Genomic DNA, 18,071 nt, shown 5'->3' on the forward strand with positions numbered 1-18,071 from the left:
GCCCGCGTACAGGTCGGTTGTCGCTTTCGATACTGGTAGGGGACCAGTCATTCGTATGGCGCGTTGAAGTTTGGCCGGCCACAAGCCGGACGGCTTGCTTTGTCGTGCGCTTGGTTTCCCTGTCGTGGAAAGAACCGGAAACGGTTCGGCCTGCGGCGAGCATATCCGGAGATGGCCAGCGGCGGCCGCGACGGACATAATCATAACGAGGCCGCCACGGGCATGATGCCCCTGGCGCAAGTGCGGGACAAGGATCACGAAATGCAGAGCGGCATGGGCAGGGAACTTGGCGGTGCTCCCTACGAGGGGGACGTTGCCAAAGGACATGACATGACAACTGTTGGGGAGGCAGATCACAAGTTCGAGCGTGTGAAGGCAAAGCTCAAGGCGCGTCTGGGTGCAGAGGTCTATTCGAGCTGGTTCGGCCGCATGAAGCTGGCTGAAGCTTCCAAGGGCGTTGTGCGGATCTCCGTGCCAACCGCCTTCCTGCGCTCCTGGATCAATGGCCACTATCTCGACCAGATTGTCGAACTGTGGAAGGAAGAGGATGCCGAGATCCTCAGGGTCGAGATCATCGTGCGCACAGCCGCAAGGCAGTCACGCGCGGCTGATGCCGAGGTCCCGGCCCAGCAGCGACGTCCGGTTTCCCGTCAGGCGCAGACGGCGCTGGCCTCCACCATGGCCAATAACGGCACCAACAACGGCAAGACCGAGCGCATGCCGGCGCAGCGTCCGGGCCCGGTCGAAACCGAGTTCCGCCAGAACGTCCTCGGCTCGCCTCTGGACCCGCGCTACACCTTCTCTTCCTTCGTGGAAGGCCCGTCGAACCGCGTTGCCTTCGCTGCCGCGCGCGCCGTGGCGGAATCGCAGTCCAGCGCGGTGCGCTTCAACCCGCTGTTCCTGCACGCCACCGTCGGTCTCGGCAAGACGCACCTTCTGCAGGCGATAGCGGCGGAATCGCTGCGTCAGAACCCGCGCTCGCGCGTCGTCTATCTCACGGCTGAATACTTCATGTGGCGCTTTGCCACCGCCATCCGCGACAACAATGCGCTGACGCTCAAGGAGCAGCTTCGCGACATCGACCTGCTCATCATCGACGACATGCAGTTCCTGCAGGGCAAGTCGATCCAGCACGAGTTCTGCCACCTCATCAACATGCTGCTGGACAGCGCCAAGCAGGTGGTTGTCGCAGCCGACCGGCCGCCGGCTGAACTGGAATCGCTGGAGCCGCGCGTACGCTCGCGCCTCAACGGCGGCGTCGCGCTGGAAATGTCGACGCCTGACCTCTCCATGCGCCTGTCGATGCTCCAGCAGCGGCTGGCGGCGGCAAAGGCTGAAGATGCATCCATCGAGGTTGCCGACGACGTTCTTGAGCATGTGGCCCGCACCGTCACCGGCAGCGGCCGCGAGCTTGAAGGCGCGTTCAACCAGCTTCTGTTCCGCCAGACCTTCGAGCCGCAGATCACCGTGGACCGGATCGACGAGATTCTGGGCCACATCTACCGCTCCGGCGAGCCGAAGCGGGTTCGCATCGAGGACATCCAGCGCATCGTTGCCCGTCACTACAATGTGTCGAAAACGGAACTGCTGTCCAACCGGCGCACGCGCACCATCGTCAAGCCGCGTCAGGTCGCCATGTATCTTTCCAAGGTGATGACGCCGCGCTCGCTGCCGGAAATCGGCAGGCGTTTCGGCGGCCGCGATCACACCACGGTGCTGCATGCGGTGCGCAAGATCGAGGGCCTGTCGGACAACGACAACACGCTGGCGCAGGAACTTGAGCTTCTGCGTCGTCTGATCAACGATCAGGCCTGACGCGCGCCATGAAGGCATGGCGGCTCATTGCGTCGCCATGCTCCGGAGCAACGGACGTTCTGACGAACGCAGCCTCGCTGCTCCAGCTTGTTTTGCCCGGCCGCACTTGTGCGACGTCAGACTTTTCCGTCTGACTGCAAAATGCTCTAAAACCTTGTAAAACCCGCGCAACAAAGCCGTTTGGTCTTGCTTTCAGGGCGCTTTTCCTGTCAGCTTAATCCCCATTCCGGAGTGTCATGCGTCCTTCCCGAGGGCGGGGCGCTCCGGATATCTTGATTGAGCGTCGGGGGCATTGCGAAAACCGATCCCGCTTTCGGCCCGATGCTCCGAGCAATTCAGACTGTGGCAGGTTGCCGGTCCGGGAACCTGCCCTTTCCTTCAAGTGAGCCTGTTTCGTCATGCGTGTAATTCTGGAACGGTCGAACCTCCTCAAGTCCCTGAACCACGTTCACCGCGTGGTCGAGCGGCGCAACACAATTCCGATCCTCTCCAACGTGCTCTTGTCCACGGACGGTTCCAGCCTCGAACTGAAGGCTACCGACCTTGACCTCGAGATCACCGAGGCAACTGCCGCGCGGGTCGAGCAGCCCGGCGCCACCACGGTGCCCGCGCATCTGCTTTACGACATCGTGCGCAAGCTCTCCGACGGCGCCGAGGTGATGCTCAAGACCGACGAGGACGGCGCGGCCATGACCGTGACCTCCGGGCGCTCATCGTTTCGCCTGCAATGCCTGCCGCAATCGGATTTCCCCGAACTGTCGGCCGGCTCGTTCCCGCATATCTTCCGACTGGATTCCACCGCACTGAAGGGCCTGATCGAAAAGACCCAGTTCGCCATCTCCACCGAAGAGACGCGCTACTATCTCAACGGCATTTTCCTGCACACCCATGAGGCTGGCGGCAATCTCAGACTGCGTTCCGTGGCGACGGATGGCCATCGTCTGGCCCGCGCCGAAATCGACGCGCCTGCCGGTTCCGAAGGCATGCCGGGCATCATCATTCCGCGCAAGACGGTTGGCGAACTGCAGAAGCTGGTGGACGATCCGGACGTGGCGGTGACCACGGAACTGTCCGACACCAAGATTCGCTTCACCATCGGCTCCGTAGTGCTGACCTCAAAGCTCATCGACGGCACCTTCCCCGATTACCAGCGCGTCATTCCCACCGGCAACGACAAGCGCCTCGTCATCGACCGCCAGAGCTTTGCCGCCGCCGTCGACCGGGTCTCCACCATCTCGTCCGAGCGCGGGCGCGCGGTGAAGCTGTCGATCAGCGAAGGGCAACTGACGCTTGCGGTCAACAATCCTGACTCCGGCAGCGCGGTCGAGGAACTAGCCGCCGACTATTCGTCCGATCCCATCGAGATCGGCTTCAACGCCCGCTATCTGCTGGACGTTGCGGGCCAGCTCTCCAGCGGCGACGCCGAATTCATGCTGGCCGATGCCGGATCGCCCACGCTCATCCGCGACACCAGCGACGAGAACACGCTCTATGTGCTGATGCCGATGCGCGTGTAGGGCAGTTTGCGGGCCTCTCCGTGAGGCCCGCGCCATGGCCATGCCGCTCAGTTCCCACATCCGCAGGCTCACCCTGACCAACTTTCGCAACTATGCGGCGCTGTCGCTTGAGCTGAAGCCCGGCCCCGTTGTGCTGAGCGGCGACAATGGCGCGGGAAAGACCAATCTTCTCGAAGCAGTTTCCCTGCTCGCCCCGGGTCGCGGCCTCAGGCGCGCGCCCTATGCAGAAGTGGCGCGCGAAGGCGGTGACGGCGGCTTTGCCCTGCACGCAAAGCTCGACGGGCCGGAAGGCGAGGTCGATATCGGCACCGGCATCATGGCAGCGGAGGCAGGCGAAGGCGGACGGCGCGTGCGCATCAATGGCGCGCCGGCGCGCAATGCCGACGAATTGCTGCAATGGCTGCGGGTGATGTGGCTCACGCCCTCCATGGACACGCTGTTCACCGGCCCTGCCGGTGATCGACGCCGTTTTCTCGACCGTCTCGTGCTGGCCATAGACGCCGCTCACGGCCAGCGCGCGCTGGCCTATGAGAAGGCAATGCGCGGGCGCAACCGCCTGCTGGCCGAAAATTCCCGCGATGGCGCCTGGTTCGAGGCCATCGAGACGCAGCTTGCCGAGACCGGCGTGGCGATCGCCGCCGCGCGTGCGGAACTGGTGCGGCTGCTGGCCGCCAAGATCGAGCAGTTGCCCGGCGACGGTCCCTTTCCGCAGGCCGACATCGCCCTTTCCGGCGAACTGGAAGCGCAGGTCGGCACCATGCCGGCCGTAGATGTCGAGGAAGGTTTTCGCCGCGCTCTTGCCACCGGGCGCGAACGCGACCGGGCGGCGGGGCGCACGCTGGACGGTCCGCACCGCTCCGACCTCATCGTGCGCCACCGGCCGAAATCCATGCCCGCCGAACTGTGCTCGACCGGCGAGCAGAAGGCGCTGCTGGTCGGCATCGTGCTTTCTCATGCGCGGCTGACCGGCGAGATTTCCGGCATGACGCCGATCCTGCTGCTCGACGAGATCGCCGCGCATCTGGATGCCGGCCGCCGCGCGGCGCTGTTCTCCATTCTGGAAGACATGAACTGTCAGGCCTTCATGACAGGCACAGATGCAGCGCTGTTTTCCAGCCTCGAAGGCCGCGCGCAGTTCCTCACCGTGGATCACGGAACGGTGGACGACACGCCCGCCTGACCAAACGATCCGGCATTGCTGCGAATGACACGTCCCGCCTGACACGCTATGGTCGGCGTCATGACCCTGCCCTCCCTGAACGATGACGAACTTGAGCGCTATGCGCGCCACATCGTGCTGCCGGAAATCGGCGGTGCAGGCCAGCGCCGGCTGAAGGCGGCGCGGGTGCTGGTGGTCGGTGCCGGCGGGCTCGGCGCGCCGGTTCTCGCTTATCTCGCGGCAGCAGGCGTCGGCACACTCGGCATTATCGATGACGACGAGGTGTCGCTTTCAAACCTGCAACGCCAGATCATCCACGGCACGGAATCGCTGGGTCGACCGAAGGCTGAAAGTGCGCGCGATGCGATCCTGCGCATCAATCCGCATGTGAAGGTCGAGCTTCACCGGCTGCGCCTGACGCCGGAAAACGCCCCTGCCCTCGTCGCGGCCTACGACCTCACCGTAGACGGAACCGACAATTTCGAGACGCGCTTTGCGGTGGCCGATGCGTGCGAGCGGGAAAGGCGTCCGCTGGTTCATGCCGCCGTCGGACGTTTCGACGGCTCGCTCACCGTGCTCATGCCGTTCGAGGTGAATGAAGATGGCGGACAAAACCCGTCCTATCGCGACCTGTTTCCGGAACCGCCGCCGCCGGGGCTGGTGCCCTCCTGCGCGGCGGCCGGCGTTGTCGGCGCGCTTGTGGGCGTAATGGGCACCCTGCAGGCGATGGAGGCGATCAAGCTGATCACCGGCATTGGCGAGCCGCTTGTCGGGCGGCTTCTGCTTTACGATGCGCTTGCCGCCCGTTTCGACACCATCCGCTACAAGCGGCGCGCCGACAGCCAGTAGGCTTACAATCCCTCGGCGATCGCCTGAAAAGCGGCGATGCTCTCCCGCTTCATTTCCTGTCCCGTATTGTTGTAGTCGGCATAGGCGGAGGTCTTGGCGATGACGATCTTTCGCTCGGGGTTGATGTAGATGAACTGCCCGTAAATGCCGACGCCGGTGAAGTCGCCACCTTTTCGTTCCGCCGGTATCCACCACTGATAGCCATAGCCATATGTCTTGCCGCCTCTGCCGTCGTCACGGCCCGGCATCAGGTGCGGCGCATCTGGTGTGGTGGAGGCCTTCACCCAGTCCACCGGCACGATCTGCTCGCCGGACAGCGTGCGGCCTTCATTCAGATAAAGAAGCCCGAAACGCGCATAATCCCGAAGCACGGCGTTGAGGCCGCCGGCCGCTATGGCCTCGCCTTTCTGATCCGCCAGCCAGTAGGCATCGGCCTCCGTGCCGAGCTTCGACCACAAAACCTCGTTGAAATAATCGGCCAGAGGCTTGCCCGTTGCGCCTTCCAGCACAAGGCCCAGCACCTGCGTGTCGGCCGAGACGTAGCGGTTCACGGTGCCCTGCGGGATGTCGTTCTTCAGATGCGCGGTGAACTCTGTCACCGAGCCGCGCAGGATCTGGATGATGTAGCGCACGATGTCCGAGTTGAGATCGCCATAGTCTTCGTTGAATCCGATGCCGGACGACATCTGCAGCACGTTCCTGACGCTGACGCCCTTGTAGCCGCCTTCGGCCAGAACGGGCGCATAGCTATCCACAGGCTGGCTGATGTCGATCAGGCCATCCTCGACCGCTCTGCCGACAAGGGCCGAGACGAAGGATTTAGAGAGCGACATGGCGATCGACTGGGTCTCCGGCCCATTGCCGCGCAGATAGCGCTCATGAACGATGGCACCATCCCTGATGACGATGAGGCCTGTGGTCTGCGTGCGCTCGATCCACTCTTCCACGGAACGGTTCTCGCCGGCGAAGCTGTAGTTTTCCGGCAGCGGCCGCTCCTGCTTTTCCAGCGGGCTGGCAACAGCGCTCTTCGGCACCCGAATCGACGGATATTTCACGAAAAGGGAGCGGAAATTCTGATCGATCACATCGGGCTTGAAGCTGTCGGCATATTCCAGCGCTGCGCGATAATCCTGGATCGTGTCCCAATACGTCCAGACAACCAAACCCGCCGCCACGGCCAGCGCTGCCACGCCGCCCAGAGCCCAACGAAGAATTTTTCTCATAAATGCTCCCCTCCCGAACATGCGGACGATAGAGAGGCTTTTCGTGCCAGACAACAGAGGCCCGGCTTACGCAAGGGGAACGGCGCGGGCGGGTGCCCGGTCAGACGCGCGTCGGAATCACCCGATCCGGCGGGCGATGTCCGTCGCAGAATGCACGGATGTTGATGATGACTTTCTCGCCCATGTCGATGCGGCCTTCCAGCGTGGCCGAGCCCATATGCGGCAGCAACACCGCCTTGCCCCTAGCCGCCAGCTTGAGCAGCTTGGGATTGACCGCCGGCTCGTTCTCATAGACATCGAGGCCCGCGCCGGCCAGCTTGTCTTCTTCCAGCATCTTGATCATCGCCTGCTCGTCGATCAGGTCGCCGCGCGCCGTGTTGACCAGATAGGCGCCCGGCTGCATCAGCGCCAGACGGCGGGCAGACAGAAGGTGATAGGTGGCCGGCGTCGAGGGACAGTTGACGGAGATGATGTCCATGCGCGCCAGCATCTGGTCGAGGCTTTCCCAGTAGGTCGCCTCCAGCTCGTCTTCCAGCGCCGGCATCACCCGGTGGCGGTTATGGTAATGGATCGAGAGGCCGAAGGCCTTGGCGCGGCGGGCGACAGCGGTTCCGATGCGCCCCATGCCGACGATGCCCAGCCGCTTGCCCCAGATGCGGCGGCCAAGCATCCATGTGGGCGACCAGCCTTCCCACTTCTTGCCGTCGGGCAGAATGGCCGCACCATCCGTGAGCCGGCGCGGCACGGCCAGAATAAGCGCCATGGTCATGTCTGCGGTGTCTTCCGTCAGCACGCCGGGCGTATTGGTGACAGTGATGCCGCGGGCAGTTGCTGCCGCGATATCGATCTTGTCGATACCGTTGCCGAAATTGGCGATCAGCTTGAGATTTTCGCCGGCAGCATTCAGAACCTCGGCATCGATCAGGTCGCTAACTGTCGGAACCAGCACATCCGCCTCGCGGACCGCCGCGATCAGTTCGGCCTGGCTCATCGGCCGGTCCTCGACATTCAGCCTCGCGTCGAAAAGCTCGCGCATGCGTGTCTCGACAGGGTCGGGCAGCTTGCGTGTGATGACGACGAGAGGTTTCTTCCTGCCGGCCATATTTACCCCGATCGCAGTTACCGTTGAGACCTCTTTAACCAAGACCGGCGAAACTGCAAAGCGGTCGCGGTTCGATAGCTCATGTACCAAGCCGATCCGCCGAAGACAAAGAAAAAGGGGCGGCCGCTTCATCCGCTCCATCCAACAGAATGCCTGCAAGGGAACGAAAGTGTCTGGTTTCGTGTCGTTTCGCCTTAGCCATCTTGCCCTCGGTGCAATGCTGATCGGCCTTGTTGCACCGGTTTCCGCCGATGCCCAGTCCGCCGGCGCCCAATCCGCCGGCGCGCAGACCCAGAGTGTGCGGCTCGGACCCTCCGGCCTGCCGCTGCCGCGCTTCGTCAGCCTGAAGTCCGCGCGCGTTAATTCGCGCGTTGGCCCCGGCACCAACTATTCCGTCGACTGGATGTACACCAAGGCCGGTCTGCCGATGGAGATCATTCAGGAATACGATACCTGGCGGCGCGTGCGCGATGCCGAGGGATCCGAAGGCTGGGTGAACCAGTCGCTGCTTTCCGGCAAGCGCACGGCAATGGTTGCGCCATGGCAGCGCGGCAAGGATGCGCGCATCAATCTTCTGCGCCGGCCTTCCGAGGATGCCGCAGTGACGGCCATGGTGGAACCCGGCGCGATCGGCACGATCAAGTCCTGCAACGGAAAATGGTGCGAGATGAGCTTTGCCGGCCGCTCCGGCTGGATCAGCCAGTCGCTCGTCTGGGGCGCCTATCCGGGTGAAAAAGTAGAGGACTGAGCCTGCTCAATCCTTTCCGATGCGGCCAAGATGCGTGTCCTGAAAGGATGATGCTTCCTTCAGCCCGTATCCCAGCGCCCGGTCCATGCCGATATGGGCAAGCCAGATCAGCCCGATGCTCAGGGGCAGCTCTGCCGTGAAAGCATATCCGGCAACGGCCAGCGCAAGCCCCCACAAGGTCGTGTGGAAAGCGTTGTAGAGATGAGCGCCGACACGCGGTCCGCTCATATAGCCGAGCATGGACAGGTCCGGCACCAGAAGCAGAATGGCAAACAGCCACCAGTTCACACCTGATGCGGCATAGAGAATGACGGCCGCCAACAGCAGGCCGGCGCCTTCCAGCCTGAGCAGCGTCCTTGTCACCGGTCAGGTCTGATTATTGTCTGGGGCGCAGGCGGATCACGATATCGACATTGGCGATTTCCATGCCTTCCGGAGGTTCCGGAATATTGGTGACCGTCATCGCGTCGCCCTCGACGTCGAAGATACGGTTCTCGCCCTCGATGAAGAAATGGTGGTGATCCGAGGTGTTGGTGTCGAAATAGGTTCTGGACCCTTCGAGGGCCAGAATGCGCAACAGGCCGGCTTCGGTGAACTGGTGCAGCGAGTTGTACACGGTGGCGAGAGAAACCGGAACGCCGGCGGCCAGCGCCTCCTCATGCAGTTCCTCAGCCGAAAGATGGCGATCACCTTTGGCAAAAAGCAGCTCTGCCAGCGCGACGCGCTGGCGCGTCGGCCTGAGACCGGCGTCACGAACTCGCTTATCCACAGCGTTCCTCATCCTGAGCGCTTACACTTCCATCGTTAATTCATGGCCCGGCCTCATCGCCCTGAAAACACCACCATTCCGGCAAATTCAGGAGATCAAGCGAAAACCTTCTGTGTCCAGATATATTCTTTCGGGGGCTTACGATCAATAGCAGCGGATTGACCCGGACAAACCGTCGCGTTAGAGCCACACCTTCAAGGTAAACCACGGTTTCCGGCCTGAAACGGACTGTGTTACTAGAACTAAAGGGCGCACAGCCGCTCACTTGGACGGGGACGTTTTTAATGGCCGCAGAAAAATCCAGCTACGATTACGAAGAATTGCTCGCCTGTGCTCGCGGGGAGATGTTCGGGCCGGGCAACGCCCAGCTCCCCTACCCGCCCATGCTGATGTTCGATCGCATCACCGAGATCAGCGAGACCGGTGGCGACCACGACAAGGGTTTCATCCGCGCCGAGCTCGACATCCATCGTGATCTCTGGTTCTTCCCCTGCCATTTCATCGGCGATCCGGTCATGCCGGGCTGCCTCGGCCTCGATGCCATGTGGCAGCTGACCGGCTTCTTTCTCGGTTGGCTTGGCGAACCCGGCAAGGGTCGCGCGCTTTCCACCGGCGAGGTGAAGTTCACCGGCATGGTCACGCCTTCCGTGAAGAAGGTCGAATACGGCATCGACTTCAAGCGCGTCATGCGCGGTCGTCTGGTGCTTGGCATCGCCGACGGCTGGATGAAGGCCGACGGAGAGACCATATACAAGGCCACCGACCTGAGGGTCGGCCTGTTCAAGGAAGCAACGGCCTGATCCGCCACGGGTCCAGCCTGCCATCAAGGAGCACTCCATGAGACGCGTCGTTGTCACCGGCCTCGGTATCGTATCCTCCATCGGCAACAACGCCGATGAGGTCACGGCCGCGCTTCGCGATGCCAGATCCGGCATCAGCTTTTCCGATTCCTTCGCCGAACACGGCTTCCGTTCCCAGGTCTGGGGTTCGCCGACGCTCGATCCGACGGAGATGGTCGACCGCCGCGCCATGCGCTTCCTCTCGCGCGGTGGCGCGTGGAACCATGTTGCCATGGAACAGGCCATCGCCGATTCCGGGCTGGAGCAGAACGACATCACCAATGAGCGCACTGGCATCATAATGGGTTCGGGCGGCCCTTCCACGCGCATTCTCGTCGAGGCTGCGGAAACCACGCTGAAGAACGGCTCGCCCAAGCGCATCGGCCCCTTCGCCGTGCCGAAGGCGATGTCGTCCACGGCCTCTGCCACCCTTGCCACGTGGTTCAAGATCCACGGCGTGAACTATTCGATCTCGTCGGCCTGCTCGACCTCCGCCCACTGCATCGGCAATGCAGCGGAAATGATCCAGTGGGGCAAGCAGGACATGATGTTCGCCGGCGGCCACGAAGACCTCGACTGGACCATGTCGAACCTGTTCGACGCCATGGGCGCCATGTCCTCGAAATACAACGACACGCCCGCCACGGCTTCGCGCGCCTATGACGCCACCCGTGACGGTTTCGTCATCGCCGGCGGCGCCGGGGTGCTCGTTCTTGAGGAACTGGAACACGCCAGGGCGCGCGGCGCGAAGATCTACGCCGAGATCGTGGGCTATGGCGCAACCTCGGACGGCTACGATATGGTGGCCCCTTCCGGCGAGGGTGCGGTGCGCTGCATGAAGCAGGCACTTGCCACCGTGAAGGGCGATGTCGACCTTATCAACACGCACGGCACCTCGACGCCGGTCGGCGATTCCAAGGAAATCGGCGCCATCCGCGAAGTGTTTGGCGACAAGGCCCCGCACATTCAGTCAACCAAGTCTCTTACCGGCCATTCGCTGGGCGCCGCCGGCGTGCAGGAATCGATCTACTCGATCCTGCAGATGCAGGCCGGCTTCATCGGCGAAAGCGCCCATATCACCGAGCTGGACCCCGAATTCGAGGACATGCCGATCGTCCGCAAGCGCATCGATGACGCAAAAATCGACATTGCGCTATCCAACTCCTTCGGCTTCGGCGGCACCAACGCCACTCTCGTGTTCCAGCGCTACTCCGCATAAAAGGATTCCAGAATGGATTCACTGATGAAGGGCAAGCGCGGGCTTGTCATGGGCGTGGCGAACGACCACTCCATCGCATGGGGCATCGCTCGACAGCTGGCCGCGCAGGGTGCTGAACTGGCGTTCACCTATCAGGGCGAGGCTTTCGGCCGCCGTGTGAAGCCGCTGGCCGAACAGGTCGGCACCTCGCTTCTCATCCCCTGCGACGTGGAAGACAGCGCTTCCGTCACCGCTACCTTCGATACGCTGAAAAGCGAATGGGGCGGGCTCGACTTCGTCGTCCATGCCATCGGCTTTTCCGACAAGAACGAGCTGAAGGGCCTTTACGCCGACACCACGCGCGACAATTTCGTGCGCACCATGGTGATCTCCTGCTATTCCTTCACCGAAGTGGCTCGCAATGCCGCCGCGCTGATGAACGAAGGCGGCTCGATGCTGACGCTGACCTATGCCGGCTCGGTACGGGTCATGCCGAACTACAACGTCATGGGCGTCGCCAAGGCGGGCCTTGAGGCGAGCGTGCGCTATCTCGCCAACGATTACGGCCCGCGCGGCATCCGCGTGAACGGCATTTCCGCCGGTCCGGTGCGTACGCTGGCAGGTGCCGGCATTTCCGACGCGCGCTATATGTTCAACTACCAGAGCCGCAACGCACCGCTGCGCCGCACCGTCAACATCGACGAGATCGGCAATTCGGCGCTTTACCTGCTGTCGGACCTGTCTTCGGGCGTCACCGGCGAAATCCATTACGTGGATTCCGGCTACAACATCGTCTCGATGCCGACCCTGGATGAGCTCAAGCGCATGGACAGCGACAAGGGCTGAGTTCTCGCTCTACCCGCTATTTTTCAAAAAGCCGGACCGGCGATGCCTGTCCGGCTTTTTTGTTCGGGAAAGTCCTCCCGCCGTTGTTTCCGATGCAATTCCGAATGCAAAATCGCTCCGGACTTTTGCCGGAATTGCTCTACCTGCGCGCCAGAAACACCTTGAATCGGTTGTCGCGGGCGATTTCCTGCGACGATCCGAAGGTGCTGGCCAGCACCGGCTCGTAAGGCAGTTGCCGGTTGGCCACCATGACGAGCCGCCCGCCCGGCTTCAGCGCCTTCGCGGCAATCTCGATCAGGCGCTGCCCGATATCGGGTTCAGCTGCCCTGCCCTGATGGAAGGGCGGGTTCATGACGATCCAGTCGTAGCGGCGCTCGAGGGGTTCTGCCAGAAGGTCCTGCCAGAACACGCCGGAGGCTTGCGGCACGTTGGTCCGCGCCGCTTCCTGCGCCTCGAAATCGGCCTCATAAAGATCGAGCGAGGCAAGCGAGGGCGTCCGGTCGGCAATGTGGGCCGCGAGATAACCCCAGCCCGCGCAGAAATCCGCGACATGACCGGAAATCTTCTCCGGCAGGTGATCGAGCAGAAGCCGCGAACCGGCATCCGCCTTCTCGAAGGAAAACATGCCTGGCGCGGTATGGAAGCGGCCTTCGACGAGGGCGGGCGGATTGTCCGCGCGCAGGCTGACTGCCGCCTTATCGTCCTCCGGCCGGTACAGCCAGAAGGCTACGCCATGATATTTCGGCAGAGCGTCAACCAGCGGCACCAGCGAGCCTATCCGCTTGCGCAGCGAGGCGATGCCGTCGTCTTTCCCGCCGGCCACAAGCACCGTGCCACCCGGCGCGACGCGCTCCAGCGCCTCGGCGATCCACAGTTCGTTCTGGCCGCGATGGCGACCGGCAAGCACCAGCGCCATGTCGTAATCTGTACCTTCCGCGCGGGGCATGACCTTGCGGCCGGCGGATGGCAGGGCGCGCAGATGCGGCCGGAACCCCTGCACGCAATGCAGCTCCGCCGAAAAGCCTTCCGGCAGGCGGAAACCCGGTTCAGCTCCGAAGAACAGCACCCGGCTGTCCGCTCCCGGCGCATCCAGCGCTCCGGATTCAAAGGGGTAGAAAAGGGTTTTCAGGGCTTCGCGTGTCATGAGAGGCTGATAGAGCAATTTTGCCCCTTATGCAGCGTCTTTCGTGATCGGCACAGGTTTTGAATGCGCCGGCTTGCATCCGCACCCGGAAAGACCTAGCTATTGGGCGAATTCAACTGATCAGGAGCCCCGGCACGATGGATTTTTCTCTGAACGCAACGCGAACCCGCTTTGTCATCAGGGAAATCCTCACACATGCCAGCTTCGATCGTTCTTTCCAGTCTCAGCTTTTCCACGCCTGACGGGCGTCGCCTTTTCTCCGATCTCGACCTAGCCTTCGGGCCGGGCCGCACCGGGCTGATCGGGCGCAACGGTGTCGGCAAGAGCACCATTCTTCATCTGATATCCGGCCGGCTTGCGCCGCAAACCGGCTCCGTGTCCGTCGACGGCACGCTCGCGGTCTTCAACCAGACTGTGCAGGTCTCTCCCGAGGCCACCGTTTCCAGCCTGTTTGGGGTGGATGCGCAACTCGGCATTCTGCAACGCGCCAGCGAAGGCAGCGCCACCGTCGAGGAACTGGCCGACGCCGACTGGACGCTGGAGGAGCGGATGGAGGCGGCTCTTGCCAGAATGGGCCTCGATGCCTCGCCGCACACACGCCTGCAAACCCTTTCGGGCGGCCAGCGCACGCGCGCCGGTCTTGCCGCGCTGCTTTTTTCCGATGCCGATTTCCTGCTCATGGACGAACCCACCAACAATCTCGACCGGCAGGGCCGGCTGGCGCTTTACGAGATGCTTGCCGGCTGGCGCAAGGGCGCGCTCGTCGTCAGCCACGACCGCGAGCTGCTTGGCCTGATGGACGAGATCGTCGAGCTGACAACGCTCGGCGCTACCCGCTACGGCGGCAACTGGAGCCATTATCAGGAGCGCAAGGCGCGGGAGCTGGCGGCAGCGCAGCGCGATCTGGACTTCGCCGAAAAGAAATCGGCTGAAGTGGCGCGCGCCGCACAGGTTGCAACGGAGCGCAAGGCGCGACGGGGCGGTGCCGGACAGCGAAAGGCGGCGAAAGGCGACATGCCGCGCATCCTGCTGGGCGGCATGAAGGAGCGCGCGGAAAACAGCGGCGGGGCCGGTGCCCGCCTAGCCGGCAGCCAGCAGGCGCAGGCCCGGGAAGCCCTCGCGGCGGCGCGAGAGCGCCTCGAAGTGCTGCAAAGCCTCGCCGTCGCCCTGCCTTCCACCGGCCTCGCCGCCGGCAGAACCGTGTTGAGCCTCGACAATGTCTCAGCCGGCTATCAGGCGGAGCGTCCGGTTTTCAGCAGCATCACGATGGTGGTGACCGGCCCCGAGCGGATCGCCATTACCGGCCCGAACGGCTCCGGCAAGACGACGCTGCTGGAACTGATCACGGGACGGCTTTCTCCCCTCGCGGGCACGGTGCGCGTGACGGAGGACGCCGCCATGCTGGACCAGCGCGCCAGCCTTCTTGACCCGTCCGCCCCGATCCGCGACAATTTCCGCCGCCTCAACCCCGATGCCAGCGAGAATGCCTGCCGGGCGTCTCTCGCCCGCTTTGGCTTCAGGGCGGACGCAGCACTTCAGACGGTTTCGGACCTGAGCGGCGGGGAGTTGCTGCGAGCAGCACTCGCCTGCGTGCTTGGCGGCATCAAACCGCCGCCGCTGCTCATTCTGGACGAGCCGACCAACCATCTCGATCTCGATTCCATAGCGGCGATCGAGGCCGGTCTTCAGGCGTATGACGGGGCGCTTGTCGTCGTCAGCCATGACGAGCCGTTTCTCGAAGCGCTGGACATTTCCCGGCGTCTCGAACTGCCGTCAGGCCGCATTCTGCATAGCAGATAAAACGAAAACGGGCGCGCCGAAAGGCGCGCCCGCATATTTCAGAGCTGAAGAAAGGCTCAGGCTTCTTCGCCTTCGGCCTTCGCTTCCTTGACGACTTCCTTGCCGGTGGCCTGGTCGACCACCTTCATGGACAGGCGAACCTTGCCGCGCTCGTCGAAGCCCATCAGCTTGACCCAGACCTTGTCGCCTTCCTTGACCACGTCGGTGGTCTTGGCGACGCGCTGGTCGGAAAGCTGCGAGATGTGGACCAGACCGTCACGAGGACCGAAGAAGTTCACGAAGGCGCCGAAGTCGGCGGTCTTGACGACCGTGCCTTCGTAGATTTCGCCGACTTCCGGCTCGGCCACGATGGTGTGGATCCACTTCTTGGCCGCCTCGATTTCCTTGGCGCTCGACGACGCGATCTTGACCGTGCCGTCATCCTCGATGTTGATCTTGGCGCCGGTCTTTTCCACGATCTCGCGGATGACCTTGCCACCGGAACCGATCACGTCGCGGATCTTGTCGGTCGGGATGTTCATGACTTCGATGCGCGGCGCGAACTCGCCCAGCTGGCCACGGCTCTCGGAGAGCGCCTTGCCCATTTCACCGAGGATGTGCAGACGGCCGTCCCTGGCCTGGCCAAGCGCAACCTGCATGATCTCTTCGGTGATGCCGTCGATCTTGATGTCCATCTGCAGCGAGGTGATGCCGCCCGCCGTACCCGCCACCTTGAAGTCCATGTCGCCGAGGTGGTCCTCGTCACCGAGAATGTCGGAGAGCACCGCGAAACGCTCGCCTTCCTTGATCAGGCCCATGGCGATGCCGGCAACCGGCTTCTGCAACGGAACGCCCGCATCCATCAGAGCCAGCGAGGTGCCGCAGACGGTGGCCATCGAGGACGAGCCGTTGGACTCGGTGATCTCGGAAACCACGCGCAGCGTGTAGGGGAACTGCTCGGCGGAAGGCAGCATCGGACGGATGGCGCGCCAGGCAAGCTTGCCATGGCCGATCTCGCGGCGGCCCGGCGAACCCATGCGGCCGGTCTCACCCACCGAATAGGGCGGGAAGTTGTAGTGAAGGAGGAACTTCTCCTTGTACATGCCGGTCAGCGCGTCGACATACTGCTCGTCCTCGCCGGTGCCGAGCGTGGCGACGACGATCGCCTGCGTCTCACCGCGGGTGAACAGGGCCGAACCGTGGGTGCGCGGCAGGATGCCGACTTCCGAAACGATCTGGCGAACGGTGCTCAGGTCACGGCCATCGATGCGCGAGCTGGTGTCGAGGATGTTCCAGCGCACGATCTTGGCCTGGAGTTCCTTGAACACGCTGGCGACCTGCTCGGACGACCACTTCGCCTCTTCGCCTTCGGCCGGCGTGAAAGCAGCCTTGACCTTGGCCTTGGCGGCATCGACGGCAGCGTAACGGGCCTGCTTGTCGGTGATCTTGTAGGCTTCGCGCAGATCGGTCTCGGCGATGGCGAGGATTTCGCTTTCAAGCGCGGAGAGATCGGCGACGCTATGATCGCGCGGCTCCTTGGCGGCCACTTCGGCCAGCTTGATGATCGCGTCGATGACCGGCTGGAAGCCCTTCTGGCCGAACACGACAGCGCCCAGCATCACCTCTTCGGACAGTTCCTGCGCTTCCGACTCGACCATCAGAACGGCCTCGGAGGTGCCGGCGACGACCAGATCGAGCTTCGATTCGGTCATTTCGTCGATATGCGGGTTCAGCACATATTCGCCATTGATGTAGCCGACGCGCGCGCCGCCGATCGGTCCCATGAAGGGAACGCCCGACAGGGTGAGTGCCGCGGAGGTGGCAACGATCGACAGGATGTCCGGATCGTTCTCAAGGTCGTGCTGCACGACTGTGACGACGACCTGCGTGTCGTTCTTGTAGCCGTCAGCGAAGAGCGGACGGATCGGGCGGTCGATGAGACGCGAAACCAGCGTCTCCTTTTCGCTCGGGCGACCTTCGCGCTTGAAGTAACCGCCGGGGATCTTGCCTGCAGCGTAGGTCTTTTCCTGATAGTTGACGGTCAGCGGGAAAAAATCGAAGCCGGGCTTCGGCTCCTTGGCCGACACGACAGTCGCCAGAACCATGGTTTCGCCATAGGTGGCGAGCACGGCGCCGTCGGCCTGACGGGCGATCTTGCCGGTCTCCAGAACGAGCGGACGGCCGCCCCATTCGATCTCGACTTTGTGATAGTTGAACATGCCTTGTCCTTAATATGCGGAAAGGCCACGCGGCTGTGCCGGGCGCGGCTCATCTTTCCTGGCTTCTTTCGGGCAGCCACGGGCAAGACAACGGGAGACTCGGGGCAATTCCGGCTGAGTGCCGGAGCGAGCATCCTGCAATCCTGCCCCATGACCGTCCACGGGGTGGTTCCGGCGGCCCTTTCCGCCATGGAACCATTCGGGCCGATAGGCAGCCCGGATGTGCGACCGGCGGGAATCCTGAGATGCCCGCCGGTCAGATCAGGTCAGCGACGCAGTTCGAGCCTCTCGATCAGCGTCTGGTAGCGCGCAACGTCCTTGCTCTTGAGATAGTCAAGCAGGCTGCGGCGCTGCGACACGAGCGCGAGAAGACCACGGCGGGAATGGTTGTCCTTCTTGTGGTCCTTGAAGTGCTCGGTCAGGTTCTTGATACGCTCGGAGAGGATGGCAACCTGCACCTCAGGCGAACCAGTGTCGCCCTTGGCAGTTGCAAACTGTGCCATCAATTCTTGCTTGCGTTCGGCAGTGATCGACATCGTGCTTTTCCTTATATGTTGGAGGAAACGGGACGCCTTGAGCCGGGATGTCGTCCAGCACAGGCCACTAAGCTCGCGACAAAAAGCGCGATACAGCGGCGCATATAGTGCAATTACCCGCCAAAAGCCAGCCTGATTCAGCATGGCTGCCCCGCGCACCCTTTCCCGGCCCAATCGGGAAGCTTCGGGCCTAGGCTCAGGACCTATTAATTTGGTTTGATCTGTGATTCACGGTCTTTGCTGAAGGAGGCCGTGATGGGTGATTTGTTTCTGCTGAGCGAGTGCCAGATGGCGCGCATATCGCCGTACTTCCCGTTGTGGCACGGGG

General features: G+C 62.9%; 16 protein-coding genes. 9 read left to right on the forward strand and 7 right to left on the reverse strand.

Translation table 11 applies throughout. From position 1 onward, the window contains the following. Window positions 1-261: 261 nt before the first annotated feature. The 4 genes from dnaA to AC5XE7_RS13875 all read left to right on the forward strand — a co-directional run bounded on the left by dnaA (window position 262) and on the right by AC5XE7_RS13875 (window position 5,340). Complete coding sequence (gene dnaA / locus AC5XE7_RS13860) at window positions 262-1,815, forward strand: chromosomal replication initiator protein DnaA (protein WP_239801168.1); 1,554 nt, start codon at window positions 262-264, stop codon at window positions 1,813-1,815. Window positions 1,816-2,213: 398 nt separating this feature from the next. Beyond that, entirely contained in the window at window positions 2,214-3,332 is a 1,119-nt protein-coding gene (gene dnaN, locus AC5XE7_RS13865) for a DNA polymerase III subunit beta (RefSeq protein WP_183828040.1), read from the forward strand. 40 nt (window positions 3,333-3,372) lie between these two features. Next, window positions 3,373-4,512, forward strand: a complete 1,140-nt coding sequence (gene recF / locus AC5XE7_RS13870) for a DNA replication/repair protein RecF (RefSeq protein ID WP_495366498.1) — start codon at window positions 3,373-3,375, stop codon at window positions 4,510-4,512. Between the two features lie 60 nt (window positions 4,513-4,572). Beyond that, complete coding sequence (locus AC5XE7_RS13875) at window positions 4,573-5,340, forward strand: molybdopterin-synthase adenylyltransferase MoeB (protein WP_495366485.1); 768 nt, start codon at window positions 4,573-4,575, stop codon at window positions 5,338-5,340. Window positions 5,341-5,342: 2 nt separating this feature from the next. Here the strand turns inward: AC5XE7_RS13875 and AC5XE7_RS13880 are convergent, their stop codons facing one another. Both AC5XE7_RS13880 and AC5XE7_RS13885 read right to left on the reverse strand, forming a co-directional pair. Next, window positions 5,343-6,563, reverse strand: a complete 1,221-nt coding sequence (locus tag AC5XE7_RS13880; protein ID WP_495366486.1) for a serine hydrolase domain-containing protein — start codon at window positions 6,561-6,563, stop codon at window positions 5,343-5,345. A 100-nt stretch (window positions 6,564-6,663) separates the two neighbouring features. Next, the gene (locus AC5XE7_RS13885) at window positions 6,664-7,665 is read right to left on the reverse strand and encodes a 2-hydroxyacid dehydrogenase (protein WP_495366487.1); all 1,002 of its coding nucleotides are present in this window, start codon (window positions 7,663-7,665) and stop codon (window positions 6,664-6,666) included. 169 nt (window positions 7,666-7,834) lie between these two features. Between AC5XE7_RS13885 and AC5XE7_RS13890 the strand changes: the two genes are divergently transcribed. After that, a complete protein-coding gene (locus tag AC5XE7_RS13890; protein WP_183828027.1) occupies window positions 7,835-8,413 on the forward strand; it encodes an SH3 domain-containing protein in 579 nt (192 codons plus the stop codon). Between the two features lie 6 nt (window positions 8,414-8,419). On the opposite strand, the gene AC5XE7_RS13895 is transcribed toward AC5XE7_RS13890, so the two are convergent. Together AC5XE7_RS13895 and irrA are read right to left on the reverse strand one after the other, a co-directional pair. Next, window positions 8,420-8,776, reverse strand: coding sequence for a DUF4260 domain-containing protein (locus AC5XE7_RS13895; protein WP_495366488.1), 357 nt, complete (start codon window positions 8,774-8,776; stop codon window positions 8,420-8,422). Window positions 8,777-8,789: 13 nt separating this feature from the next. Beyond that, entirely contained in the window at window positions 8,790-9,194 is a 405-nt protein-coding gene (irrA, locus tag AC5XE7_RS13900; RefSeq protein WP_183828021.1) for an iron response transcriptional regulator IrrA, read from the reverse strand. Between the two features lie 272 nt (window positions 9,195-9,466). Between irrA and fabA the strand changes: the two genes are divergently transcribed. The 3 genes from fabA to fabI are packed head-to-tail and all read left to right on the forward strand — an operon-like array spanning window position 9,467 to window position 12,065. Further along, window positions 9,467-9,982, forward strand: a complete 516-nt coding sequence (fabA, locus tag AC5XE7_RS13905) for a 3-hydroxyacyl-[acyl-carrier-protein] dehydratase FabA (RefSeq protein ID WP_495366489.1) — start codon at window positions 9,467-9,469, stop codon at window positions 9,980-9,982. Between the two features lie 37 nt (window positions 9,983-10,019). Further along, complete coding sequence (fabB, locus tag AC5XE7_RS13910; protein ID WP_495366490.1) at window positions 10,020-11,240, forward strand: beta-ketoacyl-ACP synthase I; 1,221 nt, start codon at window positions 10,020-10,022, stop codon at window positions 11,238-11,240. Between the two features lie 12 nt (window positions 11,241-11,252). Then, window positions 11,253-12,065: an enoyl-ACP reductase FabI gene (gene fabI / locus AC5XE7_RS13915; RefSeq protein WP_239800794.1), complete on the forward strand. Its 813-nt coding sequence runs from the start codon at window positions 11,253-11,255 to the stop codon at window positions 12,063-12,065. Window positions 12,066-12,204: 139 nt separating this feature from the next. Here fabI and AC5XE7_RS13920 read toward each other — a convergent pair whose 3' ends face one another. Continuing rightward, entirely contained in the window at window positions 12,205-13,209 is a 1,005-nt protein-coding gene (locus AC5XE7_RS13920) for a class I SAM-dependent methyltransferase (RefSeq protein WP_495366491.1), read from the reverse strand. Between the two features lie 195 nt (window positions 13,210-13,404). Here AC5XE7_RS13920 and AC5XE7_RS13925 point away from each other — a divergent pair, with 195 nt between their 5' ends. Further along, entirely contained in the window at window positions 13,405-15,009 is a 1,605-nt protein-coding gene (locus AC5XE7_RS13925) for an ABC-F family ATP-binding cassette domain-containing protein (RefSeq protein WP_495366492.1), read from the forward strand. A 56-nt stretch (window positions 15,010-15,065) separates the two neighbouring features. On the opposite strand, the gene pnp is transcribed toward AC5XE7_RS13925, so the two are convergent. Both pnp and rpsO read right to left on the reverse strand, forming a co-directional pair. Next, window positions 15,066-17,207, reverse strand: coding sequence for a polyribonucleotide nucleotidyltransferase (pnp, locus tag AC5XE7_RS13930; RefSeq protein WP_495366493.1), 2,142 nt, complete (start codon window positions 17,205-17,207; stop codon window positions 15,066-15,068). A 266-nt stretch (window positions 17,208-17,473) separates the two neighbouring features. Further along, a complete protein-coding gene (gene rpsO / locus AC5XE7_RS13935; protein ID WP_183828000.1) occupies window positions 17,474-17,743 on the reverse strand; it encodes a 30S ribosomal protein S15 in 270 nt (89 codons plus the stop codon). Window positions 17,744-18,071: the final 328 nt, after the last annotated feature.

It is taken from the genome of Aquamicrobium sp. YD-1-mutant5 (genome assembly GCF_059509755.1).

Coding starts and splice junctions, on each gene's coding strand:
- dnaA (WP_239801168.1), top strand. CDS start 262: ATGCAGAGCGGCATGGGCAGGGAACTTGGCGGTGCTCCCTACGAGGGG.
- dnaN (WP_183828040.1), top strand. CDS start 2,214: ATGCGTGTAATTCTGGAACGGTCGAACCTCCTCAAGTCCCTGAACCAC.
- recF (WP_495366498.1), top strand. CDS start 3,373: ATGCCGCTCAGTTCCCACATCCGCAGGCTCACCCTGACCAACTTTCGC.
- AC5XE7_RS13875 (WP_495366485.1), top strand. CDS start 4,573: ATGACCCTGCCCTCCCTGAACGATGACGAACTTGAGCGCTATGCGCGC.
- AC5XE7_RS13880 (WP_495366486.1), bottom strand. CDS start 6,563: ATGAGAAAAATTCTTCGTTGGGCTCTGGGCGGCGTGGCAGCGCTGGCC.
- AC5XE7_RS13885 (WP_495366487.1), bottom strand. CDS start 7,665: ATGGCCGGCAGGAAGAAACCTCTCGTCGTCATCACACGCAAGCTGCCC.
- irrA (WP_183828021.1), bottom strand. CDS start 9,194: ATGAGGAACGCTGTGGATAAGCGAGTTCGTGACGCCGGTCTCAGGCCG.
- fabA (WP_495366489.1), top strand. CDS start 9,467: ATGGCCGCAGAAAAATCCAGCTACGATTACGAAGAATTGCTCGCCTGT.
- fabB (WP_495366490.1), top strand. CDS start 10,020: ATGAGACGCGTCGTTGTCACCGGCCTCGGTATCGTATCCTCCATCGGC.
- fabI (WP_239800794.1), top strand. CDS start 11,253: ATGGATTCACTGATGAAGGGCAAGCGCGGGCTTGTCATGGGCGTGGCG.
- AC5XE7_RS13920 (WP_495366491.1), bottom strand. CDS start 13,209: ATGACACGCGAAGCCCTGAAAACCCTTTTCTACCCCTTTGAATCCGGA.
- AC5XE7_RS13925 (WP_495366492.1), top strand. CDS start 13,405: ATGCCAGCTTCGATCGTTCTTTCCAGTCTCAGCTTTTCCACGCCTGAC.
- pnp (WP_495366493.1), bottom strand. CDS start 17,207: ATGTTCAACTATCACAAAGTCGAGATCGAATGGGGCGGCCGTCCGCTC.
- rpsO (WP_183828000.1), bottom strand. CDS start 17,743: ATGTCGATCACTGCCGAACGCAAGCAAGAATTGATGGCACAGTTTGCA.